Below are 17,189 nucleotides of genomic sequence, written 5' to 3'. Positions count from 1 at the left end.
GGGCTGACCCGAGCCGGTGTCAGGGGTGTCCGAGCGGTGAGGTCACCGCCGGGCGCCCGCCGTGAGCGTCCTGGCCACCGCCTTGGCGATCCGCTCCGCGTCGATCGCCAGCTCCCGGAACATGCCGCTGATCGGATTGGTGAACCCGGTGAAGTACAGGCCGGGGGCCCCGTCCGGCGTGCGGGGCCCGTGCACCACGGGCCTGCCGCGTCCGTCGAGCACGCCCAGGTGCCCGACCAGCCCGTCCAGCGCCCGCTCGTACCCGGTGGCCGCGATCACGGCGTCCGGCGTGACACGGCCGCCGTCGGCGAGGACCACCTTCCCGTCCTCGAACCCCTCGACGGCGGCGACGATCTCCACCTTCCCCTGGCGCACGGCGTCGACGATCCCGACGTCCTGCACGGGGATGGCGCCCTCGCGCACCCTGCTGTACAGCCCGCTGTCGGGACGCGGCAGCCCGTGGGCGGAGAGATCCGGCGTGATGAACCCGCCCAGAACCCGCGCGAGCCGGTCCACGAGCGGCACCGGAAGCCGCCGGACCAGCACGCCCGTGTACTGGGCGGCCCATCCGGCGGTCGAGCGGCGCACGATGTGCGGGGCGGTGCGCACGGCCAGGCGCACCCGCGAGGCGCCGCCCTCCACCAGATCGACGGCGATCTCGGCACCGGTGTTGCCGATGCCCACGACGAGCACGTCCCGGCCCGCGTACGGCCGGGCGTCGCGGTACCGTCCGGCGTGCAGGAACTCCCCGCCGTAGCCGTCCAGGCCCGGCCAGCCGGGCACCCGCGGGGTGTGGTTGTGGCCGGTGGCGACGACCACCGCGCTGCCGGTCAGCTCCCGTCCGCCGGAGGCGTGCAGCACCCAGCCGTCACCGTCCTGGGCGCGCTCGACGCGGAACACCTCCACGCCGGTGACGATCTCCAGTTCATGGTGCTCGGCGTACCTCTCCAGGTACCGGACCACGTTGTCCCGGGACACCCAGCGCCCGAACCTGCGGGGCATCGCGAGGCCGGGCAGGGCCGACAGGCGCCGGGTGGTGTGCAGGTGCAGGCGGTCGTAGTGCCCTCGCCAGGAGGCACCCACCCGGTCCGACTTCTCCAGCACCACGGCCCGCACCCCCCGGGCCCGCAGCGCGTACGCGGCGGCCAGTCCGCCGGGGCCGGCGCCTATGACGTAGACGGGACGGTCGGCGGGCGTCGCGGAGAGGTGCGCGGAGGAGGGACGGGAGTCGGCCATGAGCGCGAGCGTAATCACGCACCCGGTTGATGGGTCTCGGTCAAGACCGGAATTGGTTGCGGATTGATCACGCGTGTAGGGAAAGTGAGTGGGACCGGTGGCCGAGGGCCGTTTTCCGGTGGTCCGGCGCGGTGCCCAGCCCTGCGCCTCCACCTCGCCCGGCCGGTGCGCGGCCGGCCGGGAAAACCGCTGTCCCGGCCGGGCGGCCGAGCCGGATCATGGGCGCATGCGCCCTGACGACTGGCACCTGACCGACGACCCGGACGAGTTCGTGGCCCGCGCGGGCGGCTTCCTGCGGTCCCGTCCGGCCCTGCACACGGTCCCGCTGACCGTGCTGGACGCACTGCGCAGCCGGGGCCGGCACCTGTACAGCGACCAGGCCCCGCTGTTCGGCATCCTGCGGGACGGAGCCGGCGGCGTCCGCGCCGCGTTCCTCCACACGCCCCCCTTCCCGCTCCACCTCACCCCGCTCGGCACGGAGGGCACCGAGACGCTGGCCGCCCGCCTGGCCGACGCCGGCCACCCGCTCGCCGGCGTCTCCGGCGAACGCGACACGGCGGCCGCCTTCGCCGCGTCCTGGCAGCGGGGGACCGGCGCGGCAGCCCGGCTCGCACAGCGCCAACGGCTGTACGAGCTGGGCGAGTTGAGCGTCCCGCAGTCACCGCCCGAAGGCCGGGCCCGGGTCGCCGGCCCGGCGGACCGGGACCTGCTGATGCGCTGGTACGACGAGTTCAAGGACGCGGTCGGGCAGAGCACCGGCCAGGGCGCGGGCTCCTGGGCCGACGCCCGCATCGCCCACGGCGGCCTGACCCTCTGGGAGACCCCCGACGGCACACCCGTCTCCATGGCCGGTGCGACGCCTAGGACGGCGGGTCAGGTCCGGGTGGCCCCGGTGTACACCCCGGCACACCTGCGCGGCCACGGCTACGCGGGCGCGGTGACGGCGGAGGTGAGCCGCACCGCCGTGGCGGCCGGGGTGGCCCGCGTCCTTCTCTTCACCGACCTCGCCAACCCCACCAGCAACGGCCTCTACCAGCGGATCGGATACCGGGGGGTGGCGGACTTCGCGGTGTGGGTGTTCGGGGACTGAACACGCCCCGGAACGAGGCGGGTCACGGCCACAGGAGGCTCTTGCTCCAGCCGAATTCCGTGCGCCGGTATTCGAGGCGTACGTGCCGGCGGTCGGGGTCGCCCTGGAAGAACTCCACCGCCTCCGGGTGCAGTCGGTACAGGGTCCAGGTGGGGGAGGGCTCGGACGGGTTCTCACGGGCCCGTTCCCAGGCCGCTTCCGACACCTGCCGCAGCTCCTCCAGCGAGGGCAGCTCCTCGCTCTGCCGGCCGGTCAGGGCCGCCGCCAGCGCGCCCGTCGAGCGTGCGTGCAGATCCGCCAGGCTCTCGTGCGACGGGGCCGACGCCACCGTTCCGCGCACCCGCACCTGGCGGCCCAGCGCCGGCCAGTAGAAGGCCAGGGCCGCGTAGGGGTGGGCGTCCAGGGCGCGGCCCTTGCGGCTCGTCGAGTGGCTCGCGAAGGACCAGCCGTCCGCGTCGGCGCCGTGCATCATGACGATCCGCACGTCGGGCCTGCCCTCCTCGTCCGTCGTCGCCAGCGACATCGTGTGCGGCTCCGGCTGCCCGGCCTCCACCGCCTCCGCGAACCAGCTCGTGAACAGGGGCAGGGGCGTCGGGGGAGCCGTCTCCGGGTCGAAGGGGCGCAGCTCGGTCACCCCGGGGGCCCAGACCCGCAGGGACCGCAGCATGTCGTGGAGATCCTTTTGTGCCATGGGGCGAGTATGGCCGCCGTCGGCGTCCGTACTCGCCCCGGACGCTCCGCGGTCCCGGTGGCGCCGCCGGGCCACCACCGGGACGCAATCGCCGAGGAGCCGCCGGCCCTCAGAGCGTCGCCAGCCGCTCCACCAGCAGCAGCGCGCCGACGCCGAGCATCGCCGCGCCCGAGGTGCGGGTGACCGCGCGGGCCGCCGTCGGGCGGGCGGCCAGGAGGACGCGGGCGAGCGCGCCGACGGTGAGATAGACGGCCGCGCAGCACGCCATGTGCAGCAGACCCAGCGCCGCCGTCTGCGCGGGTACGGGCAGCCGGTCGCCGGTGAGGGTGAGGAACTGGGGGAGTACGGACAGGTAGAGCAGCAGGCCCTTGGGGTTGAGGCCGCTGATCGTGGCACCCCGCAGGAAGAGCCTCCCGTCGGCCGGCGGGCCGGCGTCCGCGTCCGGTACGGCCGGGCGGCGCAGCACACCCCAGCCCAGCCACAGCAGATAACCCGCGCCCACCACCGTCAGTGCCGTCAGCAGCCGGGGCGAGCCCGCCACCAGGACCGCGAGGCCCGCCGTCGCCAGGACCGTGTGCAGGGCGTATCCGCAGACCAGACCCGCCACCGCGCGCGGTACCCGGCCGCCGCGCAGGGCGGTCGCGATCACGTACGCCCAGTCGGCGCCCGGCACGCACACCAGCAGCAGGTCGACGGCGAGGAAGGAGAAGAGCAGGCCCGGTTCCATACCGGCGACATTAGGCGTGAATCGCCCGAAAGTGTTTCCGTTGTTTGCTCTGAACAGGGGTTTCAGAGGGAGAATCTTCTCCATGGACGACGTGGACCGGAAAATCCTTGCCGAGCTGCAGCAGGACGGGCGGCTGACCGTGACCGAGCTGGCCGCCCGGGTGCGCCTGAGCGTCTCGCCCTGCCACCGGCGGCTGCGCGAGCTGGAGCGCTCCGGAGCCATCCAGGGCTACCGGGCGGTGGTGGACGCGGGCGCGCTCGGGTTGAACTTCGAGGCGCTGGTCTTCGTCTCCATGCGGCAGGAGGACCGCGACACCGTCGCCGAGTTCGAGCGGGCGGTCGGCGAGCTGGACCATGTCCTGGACGCCCAGCGGCTGTTCGGCGAGCCCGACTACCTGCTCCGGGTGGCCACCACCGACCTCGCCGCCTTCCAGCGGCTGTACGACGAGCGGCTGGCGACCCTGCCCGGGGTGCAGCGGCTCACCTCGACGCTCGTGATGAAGCACGTGGTCCGGGACCGGCCGCTGCCGGCGGCACGGGGGTAGCGCGGGAGCCCGTGAACGGAGCCCCGGGGGAGGGCCCACCCCGGCCCGGTGAAAAAGCAGGCGGTGGCCCACTCGAGTGAGCCACCGCCTGCTAGACAGGACCTGGAATCGGGATGAGGGTACGTCGCTATTTGCTCGGCTTCTTGCCGGTCACACCGAGGTGGACCAGCAGTGCGAGATTGGGCTTGAGTTCGGCCTGCTTGACGCCCCAGGAGGAGAAGCCCTTCTGGTGCGCGGCCACCGAGGCGAGCATCGTGACCAGCGAGCCCGCGATCGCCGCCGGGTTCACGTCCTTGTCCACCCGGCCCTTGGTCTGCAGTTCGGTGATCGTCTCCGTGAGGGAGCCGTTCACCGAGTTCAGGATCTTCATACGGATCTTGTAGAACCGTTTGTCCCCCTCGGCCGCGCCGAGGTCGATCACGCGCAGGATGGCGTCGTTCCGCCGCCAGAACTCCAGAAAGCCGTCGACGAGTTCCTGTGCGGTCTGCCAGCCGGACTTGCCGGCCCAGGAGCGTCCCTCGAGCAGTTCCGTCAACCCCGCGCCCTCGGCCGCCATCTGCTCGGCGATCTCCAGGACGGCCCCTTCGACGTCCGGGAAGTACTGGTAGAAGGTCGCGGGCGAGGTGCCTGCCTTCCGGGCGACATCGATGACCTTGACGTCCCGGTAGGGGGAGGAGCTGAGCATCTCGCTGAGGCAGTCGAGCAGCTTCTGCCGGGTCGCCTGCCCACGTCTGCCGGCCACGCGGCCGTCGACGGTACGCACTTGTCCTGTCATGTCGTCAGCTTACCGACGGGTGATCTGAGCGCGATTCGGCCGACTGCAAATGGGGTGCACGAGGGAAATGGGCATGGTGTGGCTGGTCTGCGGGCTGCGCGCGACCCCGCTACTTTGACGGCATGGCCGAAAACAGGGCATCCGCGAACGAAGAGGCGTACCCCGAGGGCATCCCCTGCTGGGTGGCCGCCGAGCTGCCCGACGTCGAGGCGGGCAAGCGGTTCTACGGCGAGCTCTTCGGATGGGACTTCGAGGAGTCGTACGGCTCCTCGGTGTGGGCCCTGCTGAACGGCGACCGTGTCGCCTCGCTGGCCCCCAAGACCGACGGCCGCATGCCCACGGTGTGGACGGTGTCCTTCGCGACCACGGACGCCCGGGCCCTCGGCCGGCGGATCGTCGCGGCCGGCGGGCAGGTGGTGATGGCCCCGTTCCCGGTGGGCGACCTCGGCACCGCCGCCCTCGCCACCGACCCCGAGGGCGCGGTGTTCGCCCTGTGGCAGCCCGGCACCCACCCCGGCTTCGGCCGGCGCCGCGAGCCGAACACCTTCGTCTGGGCCGAGCTGTACACCCGGGACACGGCCGCCGCCAACACCTTCTACGGCGACCTCTTCCACGAGGCCCTGTTCGGCACCGGGACCGAGCCCGACTTCGGCCGCGCGGACGTCACCGAGGTGTTCCCGGCCGAGATGCCCCCGCACTTCCTGGTCCACTTCCGCGTCACCGCCCTCGACGACGCCCTCGGTGCCGTGCGCCGGCTCGGCGGCCGGGTGCAGAAGCCGCCCTTCGGCACGTCGTACGGACGCGTGGCCGTCGTCACCGACAATCAGGGGGCGTCGTTCGCCCTGCTGGAGCGTTGAGGCAGGGTGCCGCGACGATGAAATGACCTTATTCGGCACGAGACACCCCGATTCGTCACCGGGTTCGCAACCGGCCGCCCGGCCAGGAAGAATCAGGGTGCGTGCCGCCATGGCGGTGCGGTGGTGAGACGCTGCACTTCGGTCGCGTACATATGTGGGTGGCGCGGCTCGTACGGGGAGGTGGCAGGCAAGTGGTGGATCAGCTGACGCAGCACGATCCGCGGCGGATCGGGCCGTTCGAGGTGCTGGGCCGGCTGGGCGCCGGCGGCATGGGGCTGGTCTATCTGGCGCGCTCGGCATCCGGGCGGCGCGTGGCGATCAAGACGGTCCGCACCGAGCTGGCCGAGGACCAGCTCTTCCGCGTCCGCTTCACCCGCGAGGTGGAGGCGGCCCGCGCGGTCTCCGGCTTCTACACGGCGGCCGTGGTGGACGCCGACCCCCGTGCCGCCGTGCCCTGGCTCGCGACCGCCTACGTCCCCGCGCCCTCCCTCGAGGAGATAGTGAACGAGTGCGGCCCGCTCCCGGCGCAGGCGGTGCGCTGGCTGGCGGCGGGCGTGGCCGAGGCCCTGCAGTCCATCCACGGCGCGGGCCTGGTCCACCGCGACCTGAAGCCGTCCAACGTCCTCGTGGTCGAGGACGGCCCCCGGGTGATCGACTTCGGTATCGCCTCCGGTGTCTCCAACACCCGTCTGACGATGACGAACGTCGCCGTCGGCACCCCCGCCTACATGTCCCCCGAGCAGGCCAAGGACTCCCGCAGCGTCACCGGCGCCAGCGATGTCTTCTCGCTCGGCTCGATGCTGGTCTTCGCCGCCACCGGCCACCCGCCCTTCCACGGCGCCAACCCGGTCGAGACGGTGTTCATGCTGCTCCGCGAGGGCCCGGACCTCACCGGCCTGCCGGACGAACTGCGCCCGCTGATCGAGTCCTGTATGCAGATGGAGGCGACCGGCCGGCCCAACCCCGCCGACCTCCAGGCCCAGCTCGCCCCGCACCTGTTCGGCTCCGGCTCCGACGACAGCGGCACCGCCTCCGCCTGGCTGCCCGAGAAGGCGGTCGGCCTCATCGAGACCCGCCGCGGCGGCCGCCCCGCCGCCAAGCCGGCCCCCACCGCCCCCGGCCCGCGCAGCGGCGGCCGGGCGGCCGTGCCCCCGCCGCCGTCCTACGACCCCGCGGTCCCGGCCACCGCACAGCCCGGCGCCCCCGACACCGGACCGGTCCGGCTGGCCGGCGCGGCCGTGCCCATCGGCCCCGGCCCACGCGTCGCCGACGCCCGCGCCGCCGCCGTCAAGGCGCCCCCGCCGGAGGCCGGCCTCGTCGCCGGCTGGTCCCGGCCCCGCCAGGGCGTCGCGGGCGCCGACCCGGCCGTACCGCCCGTCCCCACCGTGCCCCCGGAGACGGCGAACGGCTGGCGCCCCTGGCGCTTCCGCATGTCCAACGACGTCTGGGGCACCCCGGCGGTCGACGGCGAGCTGGTCTACGTCACCTCCTTCGAGGTGCACGCGCTGGACGTGGCCACCGGCCGCCGCCGCTTCAAGACGCGGGACGTGGCCTGGTCCATGGCGGTCGCGGACGGCCGGATCCACGCCTCCGACGGACCCACCCTGTTCGCGCTGGACGCCCGCGAGGGCGGCGACCTGTGGCGGCTGAACACGGACGCCTGGGTGTACTCCCTGCAGGCCGACCACGGCACGGTCGTCACCGGCACCCGGGGCGGCGGCGCCCAGGCCTGGGAGGCGGCGAACGGCCGGAAGCTGTGGGAGATCAGCGGCTGCCAGACCGACTTCGAGTCCCCCGAGTCCGGCCCCGCCGTCCACGACGGCACCGTCTACGTCTGGCAGGACGCCCGGCTGCGCGCCCTGGAGGCCCGCACCGGCGAGGAGCGCTGGTCGTACCCGATCGGCGACGCGGCCTCCTGCGGCGGCGTACCGGTCCGCATCACCCCGGCCCCGGACGGCTACGTGTACGTCTCCGCCGGCACCCGGGTCCTCGCGATCGAGGTGGCGAGCGGTCTGGTGCGCTGGCACTTCGAGGCCCCCGCGGTCTTCCTCTGCCCGCCCGCCTTCGCACCCGGCCCGTCCGTCACCGGCGGCGGCATCTACCTCGCCGACTACCTCGGCACGGTCTACGCCCTGGACGCCACCGACGGCCGCGACCGCTGGCGCATCGCGACCGAGGCCCGCTCCTCCGTCGAGCCGGTCCTGGTGGCGGCCGGCCATGTGCACGTGGGCAGCGGCAAGGGCCTGTACACCCTGGACGCCGTCACCGGCACCCCCAAGTGGCGCTTCCAGTCCGGCGGCGACGTCGTCGGCACCCCCGTGGTCGCCGAGGGCCGCATCCACTTCGGCTCCACCGACCACCTCCTCTACACCCTCAAGTCCGACGACGGCCGCCTGCGCTGGAAGCTCGCCACCGGCGGCGAGATCACCGGCTCCCCGGTGGTCAGGGACGGGGTGGTGTACGCGTGCAGCAAGGACCGATGCGTGTACGCGCTCGACGCGGAGAAGGGGACCGGTACGGCGCGGACCACGTGACGGCCGCGGGGCGCGAGCGGAGCGGATGCAGCACGGCTGCCGCCGTGTCGCCGTGCCGCCGGGTACAGGACGGCGGTCGTGCGGTGACAGGGACGTGACAGTCGGCCGATAGGGTGACGGTATGCGACGAAGCGGTCACACACTCAGGCTCACGGCGGTGTCGGCGCTGGTGGTGCTCGCCCTGACCGGATTCACGGGCCGGCACGGGCACAGTCACAGCCACTCGGGCGGTGGTGGCGGCTGCAGCAGCTCCAGCCAGGACCACGACTCGTCGTCGAGCGTCGGCAAGGCGGGCTCCGGCGGGTATCACGACTACGACGATGACGACTACGGCACCAGCGGAAGCACATCCGGCGGTGGCACCTACAGCACTCCGAGCCCGACGCCGTCCCTGAGGGCAGCCAAGGCGAAGCTGTTGAGCTGTGCGACGGAGAAGGCCCAGTACGCGACCGTCGAGGTCACCAACCCCAACGCCGTCGAGGGCGACTTCACCGTATGGGTCGAGTTCGACGACAAGCGGGGCACGGCCGTCACCGACAACACCACGACGGTCACCGTCCCGGCCAAGGGCACGGCCCGCGCCGAGGTGAAACTCGTCGACAGCCTCGGCCACCCCGACGACGGCCTCATCCTGGAGATCGACCACTGCAGGGCGAACCCGGTGGCGGAACCGGTGGGCTGACGCTCACCCGGACACACCTCGGCCGCGACGGCTCCCCCTCCGCGCCGCCGCGGCCGTTCCCCCGCTGGGAGTCAGGTCTACTTGCCGTTCAGATCCAGGGCCGGCGGGGCCGGCATGTGGCTGTCGAGGGTGGTGACGGTGTCGTCCTTCGGCGGGGCCGGCATGTGGCTGTCGAGGGTGGTGACGGTGTCGTCCTTCGGCGGCGCAGGCATGTGGCTGTCGAGGGTCGTGATCTCGTCCGTGTTCTTGGGCTCTTCGACCTTGCTCATGAAAACTCCCCTGTGGCAGTGCTGGTGGGAACGCCCGCTCGGCGACTCCCCCGAGGGTCGTCGAACGGGCGTTCCGGGGCGCTCACCTTAACCGTGGGCCCCACGTGATCCGCCCGCTCCCCCCGCCGTGACGGATCGATGAGTTGAGGATGGCAGCCCCTCATAAACGTTCGATGAACGTGTCAGCACGTCACAACACGGCGACCGACGTGAGCAGTCCGCGCAGTTGGTCGGCTTCGGGAGAGCCCGCGCATTCGTAGATGGCGAGCGCATCGCGCCAGCAGGCTCTTGCTCGATCGGTCTGTCCCAGACTTTCCAGCGAATGACCCAGGAGTGTCAGGATGTTGGCCCGCATCCACTCGCCACCGATGCAGCCTGTCGTCAGCGCTTGCTCCGCGTGCTGTGCGGCCCGTGCCGGGAAACCGGTGGACAGATGGACCTGGGCGATGCGGAAGTGGGTGGTGCCCTCCCAAAGGCGCTGCCTGTTCACGGTGAACGTGTGCAGCGCCGCGCTGAGCTCTTTCAGGGCCTCCTCGTGGCGTCCATCGTGTCCGAGCGCGATTCCCAACGCGTACCGCGCGTTGGCGAGGCGGAAGGTGAGTCCGAGCTCGTCGTAGATGGCGATGCCCTCGCGGACCAGGTCGATCGCGCTCGACACGCGTTCCAGGGAGACCAGGACACGGGACAGGTTGCACAAGGCGCTGGCCTCCCCCGGGCGGTTGTGATCGGCCCTGAATGCCTTGATCGCCTCCAGCAAGTGGCTTTCACTGACGGCGCGCTGGTTCAGGCAGTTGGTGATGATGCCCTGCTCGTTGTGGGCGTTGCCGCACGTCCAGGGGTCACCCGTGGTGCGGCCGAGTTCGATGGCACGCTCCGCTTCGACACCGGCCTCCTCGAAGCGGCCGGCGCGGCTGAGCACTTGTGCGAGCGTGGTCCGGGCCCGGCTTTCCGCGTGGGCATCACCCAGTGCGGCCGCGGCATCGCGGGCAGCTTGTGTCACCACTCCGTAGCGCAGTGCGCTTGCTCCGGACTCGGCCAGGTCCTTGGAAGCGAGGAGGAGATCGACGGCCTTGCGCAGGCTGGGAGCGGCGAGTGACTGCTGTACGCAGGCCAGGATGCAGGCCGCTTCGGCGTGCAGCCAGTCGAGGGCCCGTGCGTCATCCACGAACTCCTGCCCAGGGCGGTCCGTCTTCTCAAGATGATCGACCGTCCGATCCCCCGGCCGCTCTATGGCATAAACCCGCGCCGCCGTAGCCAGATAGAAGTCCAGCAACCGCGACATCGCCGCCTCCCGCTCACTCGGCGGCTGCTCGTCCCTCTCCGCGCAGGCTCGGGCGTAGAGCCGGACCAGGTCGTGGAACCGGTACCGTCCCGGTGCCGCCGATTCCAGCAGTGAGGTGTCCACCAGGGACTCCAGCAGGTCCTCGGTGTCCTCCACCGGAAGGTCCAGCACCGCGGCCGCCGCCGCCAGGGACATGTCGGGGCCGTCGGCGAGGCCCAGCAGGCGGAACGCGCGGGCCTGGGTCGGCTCCAGCTGGCCGTAGCCCAGCTCGAACGTGGCCTTGACCGCCAGGTCGCCCGCCTGGAGTTCGTCCAGTCGGCGCCGCTCGTCGGCCAGCTTGGCGGCGAGGACCGACACCGTCCAGGTGCGGCGCGCCGCCAGGCGGGACGCGGCGATGCGGATCGCCAGAGGCAGGAAGCCGCACGCCGCGACCACGTCCAGCGCGGCCTCCCGCTCCGCCGCCACCCGCTCCTCGCCGACGATCTTCGTGAAGAGGGCCAGGGCCTCGTCGGGGGACATGACGTCCAGGTCCACCAGATGGGCACCGGCCAGGTCCACCATCCGCACCCGGGAGGTGACGAGTGCCGCGCAGCCCTCCGTGCCCGGCAGCAGGGGCCGTACCTGGGCCGCGTCCTTGGCGTTGTCCAGCAGGACCAGGACACGGCGGCCGTCGAGCACCGAGCGGTACAGGGCCGCCCGCTCCTCCAGGCTGTCGGGGATGGCGGAGTCCGCCGTGCCCAGGGCCCGCAGGAAGGAGCCCAGCACCGTCTCCGGCTCGGCGGAGCGCGGACCGGCGCCCTGCAGGTCCACGTACAACTGACCGTCCGGGAAGGCGGAACGCGCCCGGTGCGCCACGTGCACCGCCAGCGTCGTCTTGCCCACGCCACCGATCCCGGCCAGCGCCGAGACGGCCATCACCCGGCCCTCCGCCTCGGACGCCGACGCCAGTACCTCGCTCAGCTCGTCCACGAAGGCCGCGCGGCCGGTGAAGTCGGGAACGGAAGCGGGGAGCTGGGCGGGTCGGACCGCCACCACGGCGGGCTCGGCGACCGGAGCGGACGGCTCGGCCAGGGCCGGGTCCGCCCGGAGGATGCGCTGCTGGAGTTCCCGCAGGCCCGGGCGCGGCTCGACGCCCAGTTCCTCGTCGAGCAGCCGGCGGGTGTCCGCGTACACCGCGAGGGCCTCCGCCTGGCGGCCGCTGCGGTACAGCGCCAGCATCAGCAGCTCGCGCAGGCGTTCCCGCAGCGGGTGCGCCGCCGTCAGAGCGGTCAGTTCCGAGACCGCCTCGGCGTGGCAGCCCTGCTCCAGATCCATGTCCAGCCGGGATTCGAGGAGTTGCAGCCGCCACTCCTCCAGGCGTACCCGCTGCGCCTCCGCGTACGGCCCGGGGACGCCGGCCAGCGGCTCGCCGTCCCACAGGGCCAGGGCGCGGCCCAGCGCCTCCCGGGCGCTCCTCAGGTCTCCGGTGCCGCGCGCCTTGTCCGCCTCCGTGGCCAGCTCCTGCGCCACCGCCAGGTCCAGCGCGCCCTCGCCGAGGCCCCGTACCGCGTAACCGCCCGACTCGCTGACCAGGACACCGGGTCCGAGGACCTTGCGGAGCCGGGAGGCGTACGTGCGCACCGCCGCCAGCGCCTGGGACGGTGGCTCGGTGCTCCAGAGCGCGTCGATGAGCTCCGCCGCCGTCGCCGTACGGCCCTCGCGCAGCAGCAGGGCGGCCAGCAGGGCGCGCTGCTGCGGTGAGCCGGTGTTCAGCGTCTCCGCGCCGCGCCAGGCCCGCACCGGACCGAGCACCCCGAAGCGCGTCGCCTCCGGTTCCGCGACGGCCGCGGAGCCGGGACGCCGCTGCTCAGGCACTCGCGGCCCACCGTCCATGCGTTCGACCCCCTAGGACCTGTCATCCCGAACAACCCCGTCAGTTTGCCTTGTTCGGGGCGGTTGCGTCAGCAGCGGGAGACGCCGATCACAGACCGGTACACCTGGGTCCACATGGTCTGCACACCGTCTCCCCAGATGGAGGAGGGGTCCTTCGGTTGACCGTGCGGCCGGGGCGGTCGCGCTCAGTCCGCCAGGTCCACCCGTACGGTCAGCAGATCCGTGCCGAACGCCCTGACCGCCGCGCTGTTGAAGCGGGGCAGGGAGCGCAGGCGGGCCACGGCGTCGTCGTCGGGCAGCAGATGGGCGGTGCCGTGGTGCCAGCGGCCGGCGACGCGGACGCGGACCCGGGGGTCGGCCTGGATGTTGCGCACGTACTGCGACTTGTAGCCGAACTCCGAGACGATCCAGAAGGACTCCCCGGCCCGGCGCCCGCCCACCGGGGTCCGCCGGGCCTCACCGCTCTTGCGGCCGGTGGTCTCCAGGAGGGTCTGGAAGGGCAGGCGCCGGTTGAGCGGATTGGCGAGATACCGCTGGAACCGGGTGACGACGCGCTGCTTGAGGTCCGCACGCTCTGGCATGTCCCTGGATCTCCCGCTCTCTGACGGCGTCGAGGGCCCCGCACGGATGCCGTGCCGACCCCGTGCGGGCCCCGGGACACCTGGACTCTCCTGTGACTGACGGGTGTCAGCCTCCCCCGCGGTCATGGACCATCGCAACGGGGAGCTCGATGGGCGCGTCCGCGGACGGCCATACGGTCAGGTCCGTGGCCCCGACGGCACCGACGACGACCCGGACCACTTCCGTGAGCGGGGCACGGGCGGCGGGCCCTGTGCGTTGATCACCCCGAACGTATGCTCAAGGGATGACGACTTCCGCGACCTCCGGAACCGGCCCCACCGAGAACTCCATGCGTCGCGCCCTCAAACGTGCCCGGGACGGCGTCGCCCTCGACGTCGCAGAGGCGGCGGTGCTGCTCCAGGCCCGCGGCGAGGCGCTCACCGGTCTCGCCGCGTCCGCCGCCCGGGTGCGTGACGCGGGCCTCGAGGCGGCCGGCCGGCCCGGCGTCATCACCTACTCGAAGAGCGTCTTCATCCCCCTCACCCGGCTGTGCCGCGACAAGTGCCACTACTGCACCTTCGTCACCGTCCCCGGCAAGCTGCGCCGCGCGGGCCACGGGATGTTCATGTCCCCCGACGAGGTGCTGGACATCGCCCGCAAGGGCGCCGCCCTCGGTTGCAAGGAAGCCCTCATCACCCTCGGCGACAAGCCCGAGGACCGCTGGCCCGAGGCGCGCGAGTGGCTGGACGCGCACGGCTACGACGACACCATCGCCTACGTACGGGCCGTCTCCATCCGCATCCTGGAGGAGACGGGCCTGCTGCCCCACCTCAACCCGGGCGTCATGACCTGGACGGACTTCCAGCGCCTGAAGCCCGTCGCCCCCTCGATGGGCATGATGCTGGAGACGACGGCCACCCGGCTCTGGTCCGAGCCCGGCGGTCCGCACTTCGGGTCCCCGGACAAGGAACCGGCCGTACGGCTCAGGGTGCTGGAGGACGCGGGACGTTCCTCCGTGCCCTTCACCTCCGGCCTGCTGATCGGCATCGGCGAGACCTACGAGGAACGCGCCGAGTCCCTCTTCGCGCTGCGCAAGGTCTCCCGCGCCTACCACGGCGTCCAGGAACTGATCATCCAGAACTTCCGCGCCAAGCCGGACACGGCGATGCGCGGCATGCCGGACGCCGAACTCGACGACCTGGTCGCCACGGTGGCCGTGGCCCGGCACATCATGGGCCCCTCGGCCTGTCTGCAGGCCCCGCCCAACCTCGTCGACAGAGAGTATGAGCGGCTGATCGGCGCCGGCATCGACGACTGGGGCGGGGTGTCGCCCCTGACCATCGACCACGTCAACCCCGAACGCCCCTGGCCGCAGATCGAGGAACTCGCCGCCAGGTCCGGGGCCGCCGGCTTCGAGTTGCGCGAACGCCTCTGCGTCTACCCGGAGTTCGTCCGGCGCGGCGAACCCTGGCTGGACCCGCGGCTGCGCCCGCACGTGGACGCGCTCGCCGATCCGGAGACCGGACTCGCGCGGCCGGACGCGGTGGTCGAGGGACGCCCCTGGCAGGAGCCGGAGGAGGCGTTCACCGCCACCGGCCGCACGGACCTGCACACCGCGATCGACACCGAGGGCCGTACCGCCGACCGGCGCGCCGACTTCGACGAGGTGTACGGCGACTGGGAGGCGCTGCGCGAGGCGGCCGCGCCCGGCATGGCTCCTGAGCGCATCGACACCGACGTTCGGCAGGCGCTGCGCACGGCGGCCGACGACCCGACCCGTCTCACCGACGCCGAGGCGCTGGCCCTGCTGCACGCGGACGGCCCGGCGCTGGACGCGCTGTGCCGGGTGGCCGACGACGTGCGCAGGTCGGCGGTGGGTGACGACGTCACGTACATCGTCACCCGCAACATCAACTTCACCAACGTCTGCTACACCGGCTGCCGCTTCTGCGCCTTCGCCCAGCGCCGTACCGACGCCGACGCCTACACGCTCTCCCTGGAGCAGGTCGCCGACCGGGCCCAGCAGGCCTGGGACGTGGGCGCGGTCGAGGTGTGCATGCAGGGCGGCATCCACCCGGACCTGCCGGGCACGGCCTACTTCGACATCGCGAGGGCGGTGAAGGAGCGCGTCCCCGGGATGCACGTCCACGCGTTCTCGCCGATGGAGGTGGTCAACGGCGCCACCCGGACGGGCATGCCGATCCGCGAGTGGCTGGCCGCCGCCAAGGAGGCGGGCCTGGACTCCATCCCCGGCACGGCGGCGGAGATCCTGGACGACGAGGTCCGCTGGGTGCTCACCAAGGGCAAGCTGCCCACGGCCACCTGGACCGAGGTGATCACGACCGCCCACGAGCTGGGCATCCGGTCCTCGTCCACGATGATGTACGGCCACGTCGACCAGCCCCGCCACTGGCTGGGCCACCTGCGCACCCTGGCCGGGATCCAGCGCGAGACGGGCGGCTTCACGGAGTTCGTCACCCTGCCCTTCATCCACACCAACGCGCCCGTGTACCTGGCGGGCATCGCCCGGCCCGGCCCCTCCAGCCGGGACAACCGGGCGGTGACCGCGATGGCGCGGCTGCTGCTGCACCCCTGGGTCCCCAACATCCAGACGAGCTGGGTGAAACTGGGCGCCGAGGGCGCCGCGGAGATGCTCCGCTCCGGGGCGAACGACCTGGGCGGCACGCTCATGGAGGAGACGATCTCCCGCATGGCGGGCTCCTCCTACGGCTCGTACAAGTCGGTCCGAGATCTGATCGCCGTGGCGGAGGCGGCCGGCCGGCCGGCGAAGCCGCGCACGACCCTGTACGGCGAGGTGCCCGAGGAGCGGCGGCGGGCGGCCGATGCCTCCGACGGCCACCTGCCCGACCTGCTGCCGGTCCTGGACTGAGAGCGGACTGAGTACGATGATCCGACCCCGGTTCCGACAAGGGGATCCATAGCGGAGGAGATGCGTACCCGTGGCTGCCCGACTGCCCTCGTGGGCCTGGGTCTCCGGTCTGACGGTGGCGGCGACCGCGGCCGTCGTCGCCCTTGGCGTGCAGGCCGAGCACGGGCCGCATCCCACGGCCTCGGCGGCCAGGCCCAGCGCGTCGGCGTCGCCGCGCCCGCACGTGTCCGCGGACCCGAAGCCGTCGGCTCCGCCTGCCCTGCCCGACGGCTCCGGGTCGGGCCGCCGGATCGTCTACTCCGTCGGCCAGAAGCGGGTGTGGCTGGTCGACGCGACCGGCCACGCGGCCCATACGTTCACGGTGTGGCCGGGCACGGTGAGCCCGCGGCCCGGCGGCTACTCGGTCACCCTGCGCACCCAGTCCCTCAAGGGCTCGGACGGCGTCGAGATCGAGCACGTGATGTACTTCACCAAGGTGGAGGGCGTGAACATAGCCTTCTCCAACGCCCTCGACGGCTCCTCGCCCCCGCCGGCAGGCGGTCAGAAGCTGGGCGGGATACGCATGCGCAAGCAGGACGGCGCCGCCCTGTGGTCCTTCGGGGACACGGGCGCCAAGGTGACCGTCGTCAGCTAGCGTCTCCCCGCCGTCCGCCCGGCAGGAGGTTCACGATCAGCGCGACCCCGCTGAGCACGAGCACCCGGGTCGCCGCGTCCAGCCCGTTCCAGGTCTTCGACTGCCACATGGCGAACCACTCGCCGCCGATGGCGATGAACCCGGCGCCGAAGAGCAGCACGAGCATCAGCAGCCCGTAGGCGGAGAACCGCCGGGCCCGGTCGTGGTCCCGCCGCGCCCACAGGTACGTGCCCGCTATCAGCACCAGCGCCGCCACCGACTCCCACGCGATGATCGCCACATAGGCGGTGTCCTGGAGTGCCGTGCTGGTGATCGCCCGCCACATCAGGCTGTCGTCCTTGAACGTCGTGTCCATCGCCAGCACATGCCGTACGAACTGCTGGTTGGTCCCGAAGTCGGTGATGTTCCCTACCGCGACGAGTGCGATGTAGAGGGCCACGACGCCGGTGAGGACACCGGCGGCCAGATGGGCACCGGTACCGGAGGTGCGTGTGGCGGTGGCTGCTGTGGTGGGGGTGGTGGTCATGGCTGGATTCTCCCCGTCA

At 72.5% G+C, this 17,189-nt stretch carries 15 protein-coding genes; 7 read left to right on the top strand and 8 right to left on the bottom strand.

Going from position 1 to position 17,189, the window contains the following annotated elements; all coding sequences use genetic code 11:
- Window positions 1–42: 42 nt before the first annotated feature.
- Window positions 43–1,236, bottom strand: coding sequence for an NAD(P)/FAD-dependent oxidoreductase (locus AB0924_RS11240; protein ID WP_366911203.1), 1,194 nt, complete (start codon window positions 1,234–1,236; stop codon window positions 43–45).
- A gap of 226 nt (window positions 1,237–1,462) precedes the next feature.
- On the opposite strand from AB0924_RS11240, the gene AB0924_RS11235 reads away from it, so the two are divergent.
- Complete coding sequence (locus AB0924_RS11235) at window positions 1,463–2,326, top strand: GNAT family N-acetyltransferase (RefSeq protein ID WP_366911202.1); 864 nt, start codon at window positions 1,463–1,465, stop codon at window positions 2,324–2,326.
- Between the two features lie 22 nt (window positions 2,327–2,348).
- Here the strand turns inward: AB0924_RS11235 and AB0924_RS11230 are convergent, their stop codons facing one another.
- Together AB0924_RS11230 and AB0924_RS11225 are read right to left on the bottom strand one after the other, a co-directional pair.
- On the bottom strand, window positions 2,349–3,017 hold the full coding sequence (locus AB0924_RS11230; protein ID WP_366911201.1) for a pyridoxal 5'-phosphate synthase: 669 nt from the start codon (window positions 3,015–3,017) through the stop codon (window positions 2,349–2,351).
- 109 nt (window positions 3,018–3,126) lie between these two features.
- Window positions 3,127–3,744, bottom strand: coding sequence for a LysE family translocator (locus AB0924_RS11225; protein ID WP_358930892.1), 618 nt, complete (start codon window positions 3,742–3,744; stop codon window positions 3,127–3,129).
- Between the two features lie 82 nt (window positions 3,745–3,826).
- Between AB0924_RS11225 and AB0924_RS11220 the strand changes: the two genes are divergently transcribed.
- Complete coding sequence (locus AB0924_RS11220) at window positions 3,827–4,288, top strand: Lrp/AsnC family transcriptional regulator (protein WP_358930894.1); 462 nt, start codon at window positions 3,827–3,829, stop codon at window positions 4,286–4,288.
- Between the two features lie 127 nt (window positions 4,289–4,415).
- Here the strand turns inward: AB0924_RS11220 and AB0924_RS11215 are convergent, their stop codons facing one another.
- Window positions 4,416–5,051 carry a TetR family transcriptional regulator gene (locus AB0924_RS11215; RefSeq protein WP_358930946.1) on the bottom strand — a complete coding sequence of 212 codons (636 nt, stop codon included), beginning with the start codon at window positions 5,049–5,051 and terminating at the stop codon, window positions 4,416–4,418.
- Between the two features lie 134 nt (window positions 5,052–5,185).
- Here AB0924_RS11215 and AB0924_RS11210 point away from each other — a divergent pair, with 134 nt between their 5' ends.
- The 3 genes from AB0924_RS11210 to AB0924_RS11200 all read left to right on the top strand — a co-directional run bounded on the left by AB0924_RS11210 (window position 5,186) and on the right by AB0924_RS11200 (window position 9,136).
- Window positions 5,186–5,920: a VOC family protein gene (locus AB0924_RS11210; RefSeq protein WP_366911200.1), complete on the top strand. Its 735-nt coding sequence runs from the start codon at window positions 5,186–5,188 to the stop codon at window positions 5,918–5,920.
- A gap of 191 nt (window positions 5,921–6,111) precedes the next feature.
- Window positions 6,112–8,454 carry a serine/threonine-protein kinase gene (locus tag AB0924_RS11205; protein WP_366911199.1) on the top strand — a complete coding sequence of 781 codons (2,343 nt, stop codon included), beginning with the start codon at window positions 6,112–6,114 and terminating at the stop codon, window positions 8,452–8,454.
- Window positions 8,455–8,575: 121 nt separating this feature from the next.
- Entirely contained in the window at window positions 8,576–9,136 is a 561-nt protein-coding gene (locus AB0924_RS11200; protein WP_366911198.1) for a hypothetical protein, read from the top strand.
- A gap of 77 nt (window positions 9,137–9,213) precedes the next feature.
- Here the strand turns inward: AB0924_RS11200 and AB0924_RS11195 are convergent, their stop codons facing one another.
- The 3 genes from AB0924_RS11195 to AB0924_RS11185 form a co-directional block, all read right to left on the bottom strand.
- Window positions 9,214–9,405 (bottom strand): sigma-like protein, encoded by a 192-nt coding sequence (locus tag AB0924_RS11195; protein ID WP_366911197.1) that lies wholly within the window; start codon window positions 9,403–9,405, stop codon window positions 9,214–9,216.
- Window positions 9,406–9,595: 190 nt separating this feature from the next.
- Complete coding sequence (locus AB0924_RS11190) at window positions 9,596–12,559, bottom strand: BTAD domain-containing putative transcriptional regulator (RefSeq protein WP_358930904.1); 2,964 nt, start codon at window positions 12,557–12,559, stop codon at window positions 9,596–9,598.
- A 185-nt stretch (window positions 12,560–12,744) separates the two neighbouring features.
- Complete coding sequence (locus AB0924_RS11185; protein ID WP_358930906.1) at window positions 12,745–13,140, bottom strand: nitroreductase/quinone reductase family protein; 396 nt, start codon at window positions 13,138–13,140, stop codon at window positions 12,745–12,747.
- Window positions 13,141–13,424: 284 nt separating this feature from the next.
- Here AB0924_RS11185 and AB0924_RS11180 point away from each other — a divergent pair, with 284 nt between their 5' ends.
- Window positions 13,425–16,010, top strand: a complete 2,586-nt coding sequence (locus AB0924_RS11180; RefSeq protein ID WP_358930908.1) for a bifunctional FO biosynthesis protein CofGH — start codon at window positions 13,425–13,427, stop codon at window positions 16,008–16,010.
- A 70-nt stretch (window positions 16,011–16,080) separates the two neighbouring features.
- Window positions 16,081–16,644, top strand: a complete 564-nt coding sequence (locus AB0924_RS11175) for a hypothetical protein (protein ID WP_366911196.1) — start codon at window positions 16,081–16,083, stop codon at window positions 16,642–16,644.
- Here AB0924_RS11175 and AB0924_RS11170 read toward each other — a convergent pair.
- On the bottom strand, window positions 16,637–17,170 hold the full coding sequence (locus tag AB0924_RS11170; protein WP_358930912.1) for a DUF2165 domain-containing protein: 534 nt from the start codon (window positions 17,168–17,170) through the stop codon (window positions 16,637–16,639). The genes AB0924_RS11175 and AB0924_RS11170 overlap by 8 nt on opposite strands.
- Between the last annotated feature and the right edge of the window lie 19 nt (window positions 17,171–17,189).

This window comes from Streptomyces sp. NPDC047869 (assembly GCF_040704065.1).
Taxonomy (GTDB): Bacteria; Actinomycetota; Actinomycetes; order Streptomycetales; family Streptomycetaceae; genus Streptomyces.
The sequence above is the reverse complement of the archived record's forward strand: the minus strand, read 5'-3'. Positions and strand labels throughout refer to the sequence as shown.

Bases quoted from the DNA above. Each gene is read 5' to 3' on its own strand.
- AB0924_RS11170 (WP_358930912.1), bottom strand. From the start codon at position 17,170: ATGACCACCACCCCCACCACAGCAGCCACCGCCACACGCACCTCCGGT.
- AB0924_RS11220 (WP_358930894.1), top strand. From the start codon at position 3,827: ATGGACGACGTGGACCGGAAAATCCTTGCCGAGCTGCAGCAGGACGGG.
- AB0924_RS11230 (WP_366911201.1), bottom strand. From the start codon at position 3,017: ATGGCACAAAAGGATCTCCACGACATGCTGCGGTCCCTGCGGGTCTGG.
- AB0924_RS11180 (WP_358930908.1), top strand. From the start codon at position 13,425: ATGACGACTTCCGCGACCTCCGGAACCGGCCCCACCGAGAACTCCATG.
- AB0924_RS11200 (WP_366911198.1), top strand. From the start codon at position 8,576: ATGCGACGAAGCGGTCACACACTCAGGCTCACGGCGGTGTCGGCGCTG.
- AB0924_RS11195 (WP_366911197.1), bottom strand. From the start codon at position 9,405: ATGAGCAAGGTCGAAGAGCCCAAGAACACGGACGAGATCACGACCCTC.
- AB0924_RS11190 (WP_358930904.1), bottom strand. From the start codon at position 12,559: ATGGACGGTGGGCCGCGAGTGCCTGAGCAGCGGCGTCCCGGCTCCGCG.
- AB0924_RS11235 (WP_366911202.1), top strand. From the start codon at position 1,463: ATGCGCCCTGACGACTGGCACCTGACCGACGACCCGGACGAGTTCGTG.
- AB0924_RS11210 (WP_366911200.1), top strand. From the start codon at position 5,186: ATGGCCGAAAACAGGGCATCCGCGAACGAAGAGGCGTACCCCGAGGGC.
- AB0924_RS11240 (WP_366911203.1), bottom strand. From the start codon at position 1,236: ATGGCCGACTCCCGTCCCTCCTCCGCGCACCTCTCCGCGACGCCCGCC.
- AB0924_RS11185 (WP_358930906.1), bottom strand. From the start codon at position 13,140: ATGCCAGAGCGTGCGGACCTCAAGCAGCGCGTCGTCACCCGGTTCCAG.
- AB0924_RS11225 (WP_358930892.1), bottom strand. From the start codon at position 3,744: ATGGAACCGGGCCTGCTCTTCTCCTTCCTCGCCGTCGACCTGCTGCTG.